This window comes from Enterobacter mori LMG 25706 (assembly GCF_000211415.1).
GTDB classification, from domain to species: domain Bacteria; phylum Pseudomonadota; class Gammaproteobacteria; order Enterobacterales; family Enterobacteriaceae; genus Enterobacter; species Enterobacter mori.
On record NZ_GL890781.1, the window covers coordinates 1 to 12,974 of the forward strand.

The window sequence follows — 12,974 nt, forward strand, 5'->3', positions numbered from 1 at the left end:
TTTACCATGGTCAACGTGGCCGATAGTACCAACGTTGACGTGCGGTTTTGTACGTTCAAATTTTTCTTTAGACACGGCTATATTCCTTACTATAGTGCTCTCCCCTTTGGAGAGAGCACGGGACTTAGGTTTTAATCCTGTGGATTACTTACCACGGGCTTCAATAACGGCCTGAGCAACGTTGTTAGGCGCATCATCATACTTCAGGAATTCCATGGTGTATGATGCACGACCTTTGGTCAGAGAACGCAGCTGAGTTGCATATCCGAACATTTCAGACAGCGGAACTTCAGCGTGGATCTTAACGCCAGTTACTTCAGATTCCTGACCACGCAGCATACCGCGACGACGGCTCAAGTCACCGATAACGTCACCGGTGTTCTCTTCAGGAGTTTCTACTTCAACCTTCATGATCGGCTCAAGCAGAACTGGTTTTGCTTTCTTAAAGCCTTCTTTAAAGGCAATAGACGCAGCCAGTTTAAACGCCAGTTCAGAGGAGTCAACGTCATGGTAAGAACCGAAGTGCAGACGAACACCCATGTCAACAACTGGATAGCCAGCCAGAGGGCCCGCTTTCAGCTGCTCCTGGATGCCTTTATCCACGGCTGGGATGTATTCGCCAGGAATTACACCACCTTTGATGTCGTTGATGAACTCGTAACCTTTAGGGTTAGAGCCCGGCTCCAGTGGGTACATGTCGATCACAACGTGACCGTACTGACCGCGACCACCAGACTGCTTAGCGTGTTTACCTTCAACATCGGTAACTTTCGCACGAATCGCTTCGCGGTAAGCAACCTGAGGTTTACCCACGTTCGCTTCAACGTTGAATTCACGCTTCATACGGTCAACGATGATATCCAGGTGCAGCTCACCCATACCAGCGATGATGGTCTGGTTAGATTCTTCATCAGTCCATACGCGGAATGATGGGTCTTCTTTCGCCAGACGGCCCAGAGCCAGACCCATTTTTTCCTGGTCAGCTTTGGTTTTTGGTTCAACCGCGATGGAGATTACCGGCTCAGGGAATTCCATACGCTCCAGAATGATCGGGTGATCTGGGTTACACAGGGTGTCACCAGTAGTCACGTCTTTCAGACCGATAGCTGCAGCGATGTCGCCCGCACGAACTTCTTTGATCTCTTCACGTTTGTTAGCGTGCATCTGTACGATACGGCCAAAACGCTCACGCGCCGCTTTCACGGAGTTCAGGATGGTGTCACCGGAGTTAACCACACCAGAGTAAACGCGGAAGAAGGTCAGGTTACCCACGAATGGGTCGGTAGCAATTTTGAACGCCAGTGCAGAGAACGGCTCGTCATCACTTGCGTGACGCTCAGCCGGAGTATCTTTACCGTCGTCCAGGATGCCGTTGATCGCAGGTACGTCAACTGGGGATGGCAGGTAGTCAACTACCGCATCCAGCATCGCCTGAACACCTTTGTTCTTGAACGCAGAACCACAGGTTACCAGGATGATTTCGTTGTTCAGAACGCGCTGACGCAGAGCTTTCTTGATCTCTTCTTCAGTCAGTTCTTCACCACCCAGGTATTTCTCCATCAGCTCTTCAGAAGCTTCAGCAGCGGACTCGATCAGGTTCTGGTGCCATTCGTCAGCCAGGTCCTGCATGTCTGCTGGGATATCTTCGTAAGTGAAGGTAACGCCTGCGTCTTCTTCGTTCCAGTTGATGGCTTTCATTTTCACCAGGTCGATAACACCGGTGAAACCTTCTTCAGCACCAATTGCCAGCTGCAGCGGAACAGGGTTCGCGCCCAGACGGGTTTTGATCTGACCAACAACTTTCAGGAAGTTAGCACCCATACGGTCCATTTTGTTAACGAACGCGATGCGTGGAACTTTATATTTGTTCGCCTGACGCCATACGGTTTCAGACTGTGGCTGAACACCACCAACTGCGCAATAAACCATTACCGCGCCGTCAAGAACACGCATGGAACGTTCTACTTCGATGGTGAAGTCAACGTGGCCTGGGGTGTCGATGATGTTTACGCGATGCGGTTCGTACTGCTTAGCCATACCTGACCAGAATGCAGTAGTCGCTGCGGAGGTGATAGTAATACCACGCTCCTGCTCCTGTTCCATCCAGTCCATGGTGGCTGCGCCGTCATGAACTTCACCGATTTTGTGGTTTACACCGGTGTAGAACAGAATACGTTCGGTAGTAGTGGTCTTACCGGCGTCGATGTGCGCACTGATACCGATGTTACGGTAGCGTGCGATGGGTGTTGTACGAGCCATTTGATTCCTCGTTTGTTTCTTTAGGCGTTCAGTTAAGTTACCCAGAGCGGGCGGCTTCTCTGAAGCGCCCGCCTGGTGACTAATACTCCGAAGGGATTACCAACGGTAGTGTGCGAACGCCTTGTTGGCTTCTGCCATACGGTGAACGTCTTCACGTTTCTTAACTGCAGTACCTTTGTTTTCTGCAGCATCAGAAAGTTCGTTCGCCAGACGCAGAGCCATGGATTTATCACCGCGTTTACGAGCAGCTTCAACGATCCAACGCATTGCCAGAGCATTACGACGAACCGGACGAACTTCAACTGGAACCTGATAAGTAGAACCACCAACGCGGCGGGACTTAACTTCTACAGTTGGGCGAACGTTGTCGAGAGCGACTTCGAAAGCTTCCAGTTCATTTTTACCAGAACGCTGAGCCAGGGTCTCAAGCGCGCTGTATACGATTGCTTCTGCAGTAGATTTTTTACCATCTACCATCAGGATATTTACAAATTTTGCCAGCAGTTCTGATCCGAATTTCGGATCTGGAAGGATTTTACGCTGACCAATGACGCGACGACGTGGCATGGGAATACTCCGTTGTTAATTCAGGATTGTCCAAAACTCAAAGAGTTTAGTGTGACATTAAGATAAATCAGTTTGGCCTTACTTAACGGAGAACCATTAAGCCTTAGGACGCTTCACGCCGTACTTGGAGCGAGCCTGCTTACGGTCTTTAACACCTGAGCAGTCGAGCGCACCACGAACGGTGTGGTAACGAACACCCGGAAGGTCTTTAACACGACCGCCACGGATCAGGATCACGGAGTGCTCCTGCAGGTTGTGACCTTCACCACCGATGTAGGAAGTCACTTCGAAACCGTTAGTCAAACGCACACGGCATACTTTACGCAGTGCGGAGTTTGGTTTTTTAGGAGTGGTGGTATATACACGAGTACATACGCCACGTTTCTGCGGGCAGGCTTCCAGTGCAGGCACGTTGCTTTTTGCAACTTTGCGTGCACGTGGTTTGCGTACCAGCTGGTTAACTGTTGCCATTAAATAGCTCCTGGTTTTAGCTTTTGCTTCGTAAACACGTAATAAATCGACCTCATACAATATGAGGACGCGAAATTTTAGGGCTACGTCGAAAAGGTGTCAAGAAATATACAGCGATCTCAAATCACCAGTTCATTTGACTGGGGTGTGTCACAGTAAGATTGACGAAATCAGTATAGCCAACCACGTCAATTTTGGCTGAAATTTGACCAGCAAGACCTCGCGCTTCAAGATCGTCTTTCAGCGCAGAGATGGATATGGGGGCACTGCTGAGGATTTCAACGAACTGACTATCATCAAGCGCCGCAAGCACACCGTCCTGAATCAGCAGCAAATCATCCCCTTCGCGCAACATGCTCAGTAACGCGTCGATATCACATTGCCACGGGGAATGGCTCAGAGTGTGCAGCATGTCAGCCTCAGAAAGTCAGAACAGTATCATAGTGAGAGAGTTGTTCGCGCAGCGCACCCGCGGGGAGGAGCGTGACATCCAGCACGAAAGGCGTCTTATCATTGAGACCGCGCGCAGCCAAAGAGTCAGCACACACGTAGAAGGTTTCAATGTCGTAAAGCGGTAAAACTTTGAAGGTAGCGATGTAGTCCCGCGCCAGAATTGCCTGCGGTTGCTGGCCCGCCAGCAGCTGGAATACGCCGTCTCCCAGAAAGAATACGCCAATATCTTCGGTTAATGCGGAGGTTGCAAGCAACGCGTCCAGCCCTTCTCTGCCAGACGCACTCCCATGGGGAGCAGACGAAAAAACAAACGCGACACGCTTCATTAAAACTGCACCACTCTGTCGCAGGTTAGCGCGGCCTGGGCCAGTGCCCCCAGGCCACTCAACGAAAAACCGGGCTGAAGGTTAGCCCCTGGCAAGCCGAGACGCTCCGCTTCGGCCGCATCCGTCACGCCGCGACGCAATGCCGCTGCCACGCAGATATGCAGCTCAACGCCCTGCTTTTCGTTTAATGCCTGCCAGGCGCGGACAAGGTCAAATTCATCGCTCGCCGGTGACGTAAACTGGTTCGCGTTATAGACCCCTTCCCGATAGAAGAAGACGCTCGCCAGTTCGTGTCCAGCCTCAAGTAGCGCATGAGCAAACTGCAGCGCACTGCTGGCCTGCTGAGTGCCATACGCCGGGCCTGTCACCATTAACGCAAAACGCATTACTTGTCTTGCCCCAGGAAATCGCCGCTTTTGAACTGGCGAATGTAGAGGTAAACCGTGTGCTTGGAGATATTCAGACGATCGGCCACCCCGGTTAATGGCGTCTTTGATGTCAAAAATCCCTTTCTCGTAGAGGTTAAGTACGATCTGACGGTTCTTGGCGTTGTTCGATACGTTGCGGTCGGCATTCACCTCTTCAATGGTGAACTCCAGCGTTTGGGTCACCAGATCCTCAACAGAGGAGGCAAAATTCACAGAAGAGCCCACATCTGGGGTTTCAGGTGGGATAAAGGTGCTCATGATTTGGGAGAACGGTACATCAAGGTTCATGTTGATGCACAGCAAACCGATGACACGATGGTCACGGTTTCGAATGGCGATAGTTTCTGATTTCATCAACACACCGCTTTTGGCGCGGGTGAAGTAACATTTGGAGACGCTGCTGTCCGCGCCGGTCATGTCATGCAACATACGCAATGCAAGGTCGGTGATTGGCGAACCAATTTTACGGCCAGTATGTTCACCATTCGCAATGCGGATGGCGGAACACTTCAGATCTTGCAGGGAGTGCAATACGATTTCGCAGTGGGAGCCAATGAGCATCGCTAACCCGTCCACCACCGCCTCGTAGGATTTCAGAATATCGAAGTCGGTCTGGTCAAAAGGACGTTGATCCAGCAAATCGAGTTCACTGGTTTCGTTGGTTAAAAGCGACCTGGACATGAAAAAAACACTCCTTTTCAGGAGCCTGTCGTTAGGTTTTCAGGGCAGGCTCATTATCTACACGGACAACTAAATTAATACAGCGTGTATAGCGCTTTCCAGTGTTAATTATATCTGCCCTACAATAAAAAAACCGCCGCCTCAAAGGCGGCGGTTTTTTTTCAGCATTACTTCTTAGCAGCAGCGGCTTTATCGTCAGCCGGAGCATCTGCCTTGGCATCCGCTTTAGGTGCCGGTTTGATGTCCAGCAGCTCTACGTCAAAGACCAGCGTAGAGTTCGCTGGGATACCCGGAACACCGGTTTTGCCGTAAGCCAGATCCGGTGGGATGACCATCTTGATCTTGCCGCCTTTCTTGATGTTTTTCAGGCCTTCGGTCCAGCCCGGGATCACACCGTCCAGACGGAAGGAAAGAGGCTCACCACGGGTGTAAGAGTTGTCGAACTCTTTACCGTCGATCAACGTACCTTTGTAGTTAACCACAACGGTGTCGCTGTCTTTAGGCGCATCACCGGTACCTTCTTTCTCAACTTTGTACACCAGGCCAGTAGAGGAGGTTTTTACACCTTTTTCTTTAGCAAAGGTATCGCGGTAGGCTTTGCCTTTCGCTTCGTTGTCTTTGGCATCTGCTTCCATTTTGGTCTGAGCAGCACCTTTCACACGCGCTTCAAACGCCTGCAGAGTCTGTTCGATTTCCTGGTCAGACAGTTTGCTCTTATCTGCAAACGCATCCTGAACACCCGCGATCAGCTGAGCTTTGTCCAGTTTGATGCCCAGTTTCTCTTGCTCTTTCAGAGAGTTTTCCATGTAACGACCCAGAGATGCGCCAAGTGCGTAGGCGGATTTCTGGTCGTCATTTTTGAACGCCGCTTTGCTGTCTGCAGTTGCAGCAGGCTTCGCTGCAGTGTCAGCAGCGAAAGACAGCGGTGCATTCAGTGCGACAGCCATTGTCGTCGCCAGCAGCGTTACTTTGAACAGTGATTTCATCCATATCTCCAGGGCCTGGGGACTCTCACCCCAGCATTAAACGTAAATGAGTGACGTACTATAAATCGTTGCGGAAGAAATCTACAGACAGACTCTCCCGATTCTCGTCTCTTTTCAGACTATTTTTGTTTAAATAAGTTTCTTGCCAAAGGGATGGATACTGCACTTGAGGATAAACTCAGTTAAACTTCGCCGCCGCAGGCCCATTATGGCGAGTGTGAAATTGACGAGGTGAACCATGAAGGACACATTGATTGAAGCGAGACTGGCTGAGCTGGAAAGCCGACTGGCTTTTCAGGACATCACCATCGAAGAACTTAACCAGACCGTAACCGCCCATGAACTTGAAATGGCTAAGCTGCGCGATCTGATGCGCCTGCTCACTGAAAAAGTGAAGGCAACGCAGTCGTCGCACATCGCCTCTCAGTCAGAAGAGACACCACCACCTCATTATTGAGACGTAAAAAAAGCGGGATTATCCCGCTTTTTTATTTTCCGCATGACGGTATTAGTGGCAGCCGCAGCCGCCGTTGCCGCAACCACCTTTACCGTGGTCGTGACCATGGTCGTGATCGTGGCCGTGACCACCGCAGCAGCCGTCGTGGCCGTGATCGTGGTCATGGTCATGGTCGTGTGCACCGTGAACGTGGCCATGAGCCAGTTCTTCTTCGGTTGCTTCACGGATCGCAACAACTTCTACGTTGAATTTCAGGTTCTGGCCAGCCAGCATGTGGTTGCCGTCAACCACAACGTGGTCGTCTTCAACTTCAGTGATTTCAACCGGCACCGGGCCCTGGTCGGTTTCCGCCAGGAAGCGCATGCCAACCTGCAGTTCGTCAACGCCCATGAACACGTCTTTAGGAACGCGCTGAACCAGGTTGTCGTCATACTGACCGTAAGCGTCGTTCGCGCCTACAGCAACGTCAAATTTGTCGCCAACGTCATGACCTTCCAGCGCTGTTTCCAGGCCAGAAATCAGGGAGCCGTGACCATGCAGGTAGTCCAGCGGCGCACTCACCGGAGACTCATCAACCAACACACCGTCTTCTGTACGTACCTGATAGGCCAGGCTGACCACCAGGTCTTTTGCTACTTTCATGATATCTCCTGAGCGTGGGAAAATTGCTGGCGCAGATTGTAGCGGAAATCTGCACCCGTGTACCCTTTAGCTTAAAAAAACTCAGGGCATATCGCTAGTCCGGATGAAAAATGCCGATCACTTGCTCTTCTTTGCGAACGTGATCGCGGGCCTCTTTATCAGCCTCACGCATCTGGTGACCGCACTTAACACACTCAACTACATCAATATTATTCTCACGCCACATAGCCAGGGTATCTTGCGCCTGGCAGGTCGGGCATTTTGCCCCCGCGATAAAGCGTTTACGTACAGCCATCTTTCGTTACCCTTTATTCAAATTCGTCCCAGCCGCCCAGTTGGCGTCGTTCCTGTTGCATCTCTCTCTGGAAGATCTCCTCCAGCTCGCGACGCGCTTCCCGCACGCGGGAGATTTGCGCCGTATCGGTATGGACCGGCATCAGCTCGCGCAGCATCCGCATATCCAGCCGGCGGAAGTGCATCTGGGCGCGCTGCGCCTGATGCGGATGCATGCCGAGCGAGATCAGCGCCTTACGGCCCAACTCCAGCGCACTGGAGAACGTCTCACGGGAGAAGTGTTTCACACCCGCCTGCAACAATTCGTGAGCTTCAACACGTCCCCGCGCACGCGCCAGAATATGCAGATGCGGGAAATGCTGCTGACACAGCTCCACCAGCTTCATGGTATCTTCCGGGTCATTGCAGGTAATCACGATGGACTCTGCCGCTTCCGCCCCCGCCGAGCGCAGCAGCTCAAGCTGGGTCGCGTCGCCGTAGTAAACCTTATAGCCATATTTGCGCATCAGGTTGACCGCACTGATATCGCGCTCCAGTACCGTGATGCGCATTTTGTTCGCCATCAGCAAACGCCCAATCACCTGTCCGAAACGGCCAAAACCCACGACGATAACCTGTGGCTTATCATCTTCCACCCAGGGCGCTTCATCTTCATCATCAGCCGGGTTAAACCGGCGCGACAGCAGTTTATCCACCAGCTTCATCAGCAGCGGCGTGGTCATCATCGACAGCGTGACCGTCACCAGCAGCAGCGCCATCTGGTCATCTTTGAAGAGTTTTTGGGAAGATGCGGTAGAGAACAGCACAAACGCGAACTCTCCTCCCTGGCTTAGCACGCTGGCAAACTGCATGCGTTCCGAGCTACGCAGCCCGTAAATACGGGCCAGTACGTAGAGCACCAGCGTTTTCACCGCCACCAGCACCGCCACGCTCACGGCCACCCACAGCAGATGGGTATAAAGCACGCCAAGGTTCAGCGCCATGCCGACCGAAATAAAGAACAGCCCTAACAGCAGCCCCTTAAACGGATCGATGGCAATTTCCAGTTCGTGACGATATTCGCTCTCCGCCAGCAGCACCCCGGCGATGAACGTCCCCAGCGCCATCGACAGCCCCAGCGCATCCATAAACAGCGCAGAGCCAAGCACCAGCAGCAGCGTCGCGGCGGTAAACACTTCACGAACGCCCGAGGCGGCAATAAAGCGGAACACCGGACGCAGTAAGAAACGCCCGCCAATCAGCATCCCCGCGAAGGCCAGCACCTTCATGGAGATTTTTACCCAGTCAAAATGATCGTCACCGGATCCTGCCAGCAGCGGCACCAGCGCCAGCGCCGGGATGACGGCCAAATCCTGAAACAGCAGCACCGAAAAGCCCAGCTGTCCGGCTTCGTTGCGATTCATTCCTTTGTCGCGCATCAACTGCAGCGCCATCGCCGTGGAGGACATCGCGAGGCCAATCCCGCCGATCACCGCCGCCTGCCAGGAAAACTGCGTCAACATGAGCAGCCCGCCCAGAATCGCGGCGCTGAACAGCACCTGTGCCGCCCCCACGCCGAAGATGGAGCGGCGAAGCTGCCACAGCTTGGACGGGTTCAGTTCAAGGCCGATGATGAACATCAGGAACACGACGCCCAGTTCAGAGAAGTGGAGGATCTCATCCACATCGCTGATGAATCCCAGCCCCCAGGGGCCGATGGCGATCCCCGCCAACAAATACCCCAGCACTGCACCGATCCCGATACGTGCCGCAAGCGGCACCGCAACAACCGCCGCAAATAAAAACAGCACCCCGGCGAGGAGTAAATTCGATCCTTCCATCAACGACCTCCTGCCGGAATCGGTGAGGCCAGCCATTCACCGTAGGCTCTGGCGTGGCTCGCCAGCTCTTGTGGCTGCTGGCGTCGCGCCCAGTAGACAATAATCGGGCTCATCCAGTGCATACGGCACATTGCCGCCGTCAGCTCGAAGGGCCGCAGGATATCGCTCATCGGATAGCGGTTCAGCCCGTCGTGACGGTAAGCGCTTTCAGGCTCACCGGTCGTGATGACGCTACGCCAGTACTTTCCCGCCAGCTGGTTTCCCCCCACCCCGCTGGAGAAGCCCCGGCTCAGCACGCGGTCCAGCCACTCTTTAAGCAGCGCCGGACAGCTATAGGTATAAAGCGGATGCTGGAACACAATGACGTCATGCTGACGCAGCAGTTCCTGCTCGTAAGGAATATCAATAAAGAAATCAGGATAGTGCGCGTAGAGATCGTGCACTGTTACGTTACTGAGCTGTGTAGCCGGCTTAAGCAGCACCCGGTTCGCCACCGAGTCCTGAGATTCCGGATGGGCATACAGCAGCAGCACCTTTGCTGTCTGAGACATCATTCCCCTCCCGGTCTTGTTTCTGTTTTTGTGTATCGTCGTTGTTTTGGGCTACCATGGCGGCCCGGTGCGGAAAATGGCGCACACCTTACATTATCATAATGACAAATTAACATAGTCGGAACATACGGCGCTTCTATGATTGTTTTCTCCTCGTTACAAATTCGTCGCGGCGTGCGCGTCCTGCTGGATAACGCCACAGCTACCATCAACCCGGGCCAAAAAGTGGGTCTGGTCGGCAAAAACGGCTGCGGTAAATCCACCCTGCTGGCGTTGCTGAAAAACGAGATTAGCGCGGATGGCGGTAACTTTACCTTCCCGGGGAACTGGCAGCTTGCCTGGGTAAACCAGGAGACGCCTGCGCTGAGTGAGCCGGCGCTCGACTATGTTATCGACGGCGACCGTGAATACCGCAAGCTCGAGGCAGAACTCAACGTCGCGAACGAGCGCAACGACGGTCACGCCATCGCCACCGTTCACGGCAAGCTGGACGCCATCGACGCCTGGACCATTCGCTCCCGCGCCTCCAGCCTGCTGCACGGCCTGGGCTTCAGCAATGAACAGCTGGAACGCCCGGTGAGCGACTTCTCGGGCGGCTGGCGCATGCGCCTCAACCTGGCGCAGGCGCTGATCTGCCGCTCTGACCTGCTGCTGCTCGATGAACCGACCAACCACCTCGATCTTGATGCCGTTATTTGGCTGGAGAAGTGGCTGAAGAGCTATCAGGGCACTCTGATTCTGATCTCCCACGACCGCGACTTCCTCGACCCGGTGGTGGATAAAATCATTCACATCGAACAGCAAACGATGTTCGAGTACACCGGCAACTACAGCTCCTTCGAGCGCCAGCGCGCGACGCGCCTTGCCCAGCAGCAGTCCATGTACGAAAGCCAGCAGCAGCGCGTGGCGCACCTGCAGAGCTTTGTGGATCGCTTCAAGGCCAAAGCCTCAAAAGCCAAGCAGGCCCAGAGCCGCATCAAGATGCTGGAGCGCATGGAGATGATTGCCCCAGCGCACGTTGATAACCCGTTCCACTTCAGCTTCCGCGAGCCTGAAAGCCTGCCGAACCCGCTGCTGAAGATGGAGAAGGTCAGCGCGGGCTATGCCGAGCGCATTATTCTCGATTCTATCAAGCTCAACCTGGTGCCGGGTTCGCGCATTGGCCTGCTGGGGCGTAACGGCGCCGGTAAATCGACGCTGATCAAACTGCTGGCGGGCGAGCTTAACCCGGTCAGCGGTGAAATCGGCCTGGCGAAGGGCATCAAGCTGGGCTACTTCGCCCAGCATCAGCTGGAATTTTTACGCGCGGATGAATCGCCGATTCAACACCTGGCGCGTCTGGCGCCGCAGGAGATGGAGCAAAAGCTGCGCGACTACCTCGGCGGCTTCGGCTTCCAGGGCGATAAGGTGACAGAAAACACCGAGCGCTTCTCCGGGGGCGAAAAAGCCCGTCTGGTGCTGGCGCTGATCGTCTGGCAGCGCCCGAACCTGCTGCTGCTCGATGAACCGACCAACCACCTGGATCTCGACATGCGTCAGGCGCTGACCGAAGCGCTGATCGAGTTCGATGGCGCGCTGGTTGTGGTTTCGCACGACCGCCACCTGATCCGCTCTACCACGGACGATCTCTACCTGGTGCACGGCGGCAAAGTTGAACCGTTCGACGGCGATCTGGAAGACTACCAGCAGTGGCTGCCGGACGTGCAGAAGCAGGAGAACCAGCCGGAAGAGTCAGCGAAAGACAATGCCAACAGCGCGCAGTCGCGTAAAGACCAGAAGCGCCGTGAAGCGGAGCTGCGCACCCAGACGCAGCCGCTGCGTAAAGAGATTGCCCGTCTTGAAAAAGAGATGGAAAAGCTCAACGCCACGCTGGCTACCGTTGAAGAGAAGCTGGGCGACAGCGAGCTGTACGACCAGAGCCGCAAAGCGGAACTGACCGACTGTCTGCAAACCCAGGCGAAAACCAAATCCAGCCTCGAAGAGTGCGAAATGGCGTGGCTGGACGCGCAGGAACAGCTGGAAGCCATGCTTCAGGCCGACTAAACCATCGGGAGGGTTATGCGTTTCGATACCACGAGCGATATTACATTCCGCAAGCTCAGCATCTTCATGACGTTTATGGAGAAGGGGAATATCGCGCGTACCGCCGAAACGCTGGGCCTGAGCGGCGTCAGCGTGCACCGTGCGCTGCACACGCTGGAAGAGAACGTGCGCTGCCCGCTCTTTACACACAAGGGGCGTAACCTGATTGCGCTCCCCTCCGCGTGGACGCTGCTGGAGTATTGCCAGGAGGTGATGCAGGTGATGGAGCGCGGCCTGGAGGCGTCCCGCAAAATCGCCGGTATCGGCCAGGGGCGGCTGCGCGTGGGCACGCTCTACTCGCTCACCCTGGAAACCGTACCGCGTCTGATTATGGGCATGAAGCTGCGCCGTCCGGATCTGGAGATGGATCTGACGATGGGCTCCAACGACACCCTGCTGCACATGCTGGATGAAGGCTCGCTGGACGCGATTCTTATCTCCATCTCCGAAAGCGACATCGACCGTAACAGCCTCGAAGTGCTGCCCCTGTTCCACGACGATATTTTCCTTGCCGCACCGGCTTCCGCCACGCTGAATACCCGCGGCCCCGCGGATCTGCGTGATTATAAAGACCAGAAATTTGTCGCCCTGGCGGAAGGGTTCGCCACGTATGCAGGGTTTCAGGAAGCGTTTCATATCGCCGGGTTCGAGCCGGAAATCGTCACGCGCGTTAATGACATTTTCTCGATGCTGAGCCTGGTGCAGGCAGGCGTTGGATTTACGCTGATGCCGGGCAGGATGAAGAAGGTCTACGAGAATTCCGTGCAGCTGTTGAAGCTGGCGGAGCCGTACCAGATGCAGCAGCTTATCGCGATTGTCTTTGCCCGTAACCGCGAGCAGGACCCAAGCCTGCGGGCATTAGCCGCCGAAGGGCGGATGTATGCGCGCAGCCTGCAGGAAAGTGAGTGATACAAAACAAGACAACCGAACCCGTAGGCCGGGTAAGGCGAAGCCGCC

At 54.4% G+C, this 12,974-nt stretch carries 15 protein-coding genes and 1 pseudogene; 3 read left to right on the forward strand and 13 right to left on the reverse strand.

All coding sequences use genetic code 11. The features are described from left to right. From ENTMO_RS26780 to fkpA, 9 genes and pseudogenes are all read right to left on the reverse strand, one after another. Positions 1 to 75 (reverse strand): hypothetical protein (locus ENTMO_RS26780; protein WP_010436276.1); only part of this gene is annotated, 75 nt, incomplete at its 3' end. 69 nt (positions 76 to 144) lie between these two features. Next, positions 145 to 2,259: an elongation factor G gene (gene fusA, locus ENTMO_RS0121955; protein WP_010436278.1), complete on the reverse strand. Its 2,115-nt coding sequence runs from the start codon at positions 2,257 to 2,259 to the stop codon at positions 145 to 147. Between the two features lie 96 nt (positions 2,260 to 2,355). Continuing rightward, positions 2,356 to 2,826 (reverse strand): 30S ribosomal protein S7, encoded by a 471-nt coding sequence (gene rpsG, locus ENTMO_RS0121960; protein ID WP_003861706.1) that lies wholly within the window; start codon positions 2,824 to 2,826, stop codon positions 2,356 to 2,358. 96 nt (positions 2,827 to 2,922) lie between these two features. Continuing rightward, complete coding sequence (gene rpsL / locus ENTMO_RS0121965; protein ID WP_000246815.1) at positions 2,923 to 3,297, reverse strand: 30S ribosomal protein S12; 375 nt, start codon at positions 3,295 to 3,297, stop codon at positions 2,923 to 2,925. 124 nt (positions 3,298 to 3,421) lie between these two features. Further along, positions 3,422 to 3,709 carry a sulfurtransferase complex subunit TusB gene (tusB, locus tag ENTMO_RS0121970; RefSeq protein ID WP_010436283.1) on the reverse strand — a complete coding sequence of 96 codons (288 nt, stop codon included), beginning with the start codon at positions 3,707 to 3,709 and terminating at the stop codon, positions 3,422 to 3,424. 7 nt (positions 3,710 to 3,716) lie between these two features. Beyond that, positions 3,717 to 4,076, reverse strand: a complete 360-nt coding sequence (gene tusC, locus ENTMO_RS0121975; protein ID WP_010436287.1) for a sulfurtransferase complex subunit TusC — start codon at positions 4,074 to 4,076, stop codon at positions 3,717 to 3,719. Next, positions 4,076 to 4,462 (reverse strand): sulfurtransferase complex subunit TusD, encoded by a 387-nt coding sequence (gene tusD, locus ENTMO_RS0121980; protein ID WP_029485212.1) that lies wholly within the window; start codon positions 4,460 to 4,462, stop codon positions 4,076 to 4,078. Before tusD ends, tusC begins: the two co-directional genes overlap by 1 nt. Continuing rightward, positions 4,462 to 5,185: pseudogene (locus ENTMO_RS24450) on the reverse strand (helix-turn-helix transcriptional regulator). The gene tusD and the pseudogene ENTMO_RS24450 overlap by 1 nt, the downstream one beginning before the upstream one ends. 167 nt (positions 5,186 to 5,352) lie before the next feature. Next, on the reverse strand, positions 5,353 to 6,171 hold the full coding sequence (gene fkpA / locus ENTMO_RS0121990) for an FKBP-type peptidyl-prolyl cis-trans isomerase (protein ID WP_010436293.1): 819 nt from the start codon (positions 6,169 to 6,171) through the stop codon (positions 5,353 to 5,355). A 238-nt stretch (positions 6,172 to 6,409) separates the two neighbouring features. Between fkpA and ENTMO_RS0121995 the strand changes: the two genes are divergently transcribed. Continuing rightward, positions 6,410 to 6,628 carry a protein SlyX gene (locus ENTMO_RS0121995; protein WP_010436296.1) on the forward strand — a complete coding sequence of 73 codons (219 nt, stop codon included), beginning with the start codon at positions 6,410 to 6,412 and terminating at the stop codon, positions 6,626 to 6,628. A gap of 51 nt (positions 6,629 to 6,679) precedes the next feature. On the opposite strand, the gene slyD is transcribed toward ENTMO_RS0121995, so the two are convergent. The 4 genes from slyD to kefG all read right to left on the reverse strand — a co-directional run bounded on the left by slyD (position 6,680) and on the right by kefG (position 9,938). Beyond that, positions 6,680 to 7,270, reverse strand: coding sequence for a peptidylprolyl isomerase (slyD, locus tag ENTMO_RS0122000; protein ID WP_010436298.1), 591 nt, complete (start codon positions 7,268 to 7,270; stop codon positions 6,680 to 6,682). Between the two features lie 94 nt (positions 7,271 to 7,364). Then, positions 7,365 to 7,565 carry a YheV family putative zinc ribbon protein gene (locus tag ENTMO_RS0122005; protein ID WP_010436300.1) on the reverse strand — a complete coding sequence of 67 codons (201 nt, stop codon included), beginning with the start codon at positions 7,563 to 7,565 and terminating at the stop codon, positions 7,365 to 7,367. 13 nt (positions 7,566 to 7,578) lie between these two features. Beyond that, on the reverse strand, positions 7,579 to 9,384 hold the full coding sequence (kefB, locus tag ENTMO_RS0122010; protein WP_010436303.1) for a glutathione-regulated potassium-efflux system protein KefB: 1,806 nt from the start codon (positions 9,382 to 9,384) through the stop codon (positions 7,579 to 7,581). Further along, positions 9,384 to 9,938: a glutathione-regulated potassium-efflux system ancillary protein KefG gene (gene kefG, locus ENTMO_RS0122015; RefSeq protein ID WP_085928927.1), complete on the reverse strand. Its 555-nt coding sequence runs from the start codon at positions 9,936 to 9,938 to the stop codon at positions 9,384 to 9,386. Before kefG ends, kefB begins: the two co-directional genes overlap by 1 nt. A gap of 135 nt (positions 9,939 to 10,073) precedes the next feature. On the opposite strand from kefG, the gene ENTMO_RS0122020 reads away from it, so the two are divergent. Both ENTMO_RS0122020 and ENTMO_RS0122025 read left to right on the forward strand, forming a co-directional pair. Continuing rightward, positions 10,074 to 11,978 carry an ABC transporter ATP-binding protein gene (locus ENTMO_RS0122020; protein WP_010436309.1) on the forward strand — a complete coding sequence of 635 codons (1,905 nt, stop codon included), beginning with the start codon at positions 10,074 to 10,076 and terminating at the stop codon, positions 11,976 to 11,978. Between the two features lie 15 nt (positions 11,979 to 11,993). After that, positions 11,994 to 12,926: a LysR family transcriptional regulator gene (locus tag ENTMO_RS0122025; RefSeq protein WP_010436313.1), complete on the forward strand. Its 933-nt coding sequence runs from the start codon at positions 11,994 to 11,996 to the stop codon at positions 12,924 to 12,926. Positions 12,927 to 12,974 lie beyond the last annotated feature (48 nt).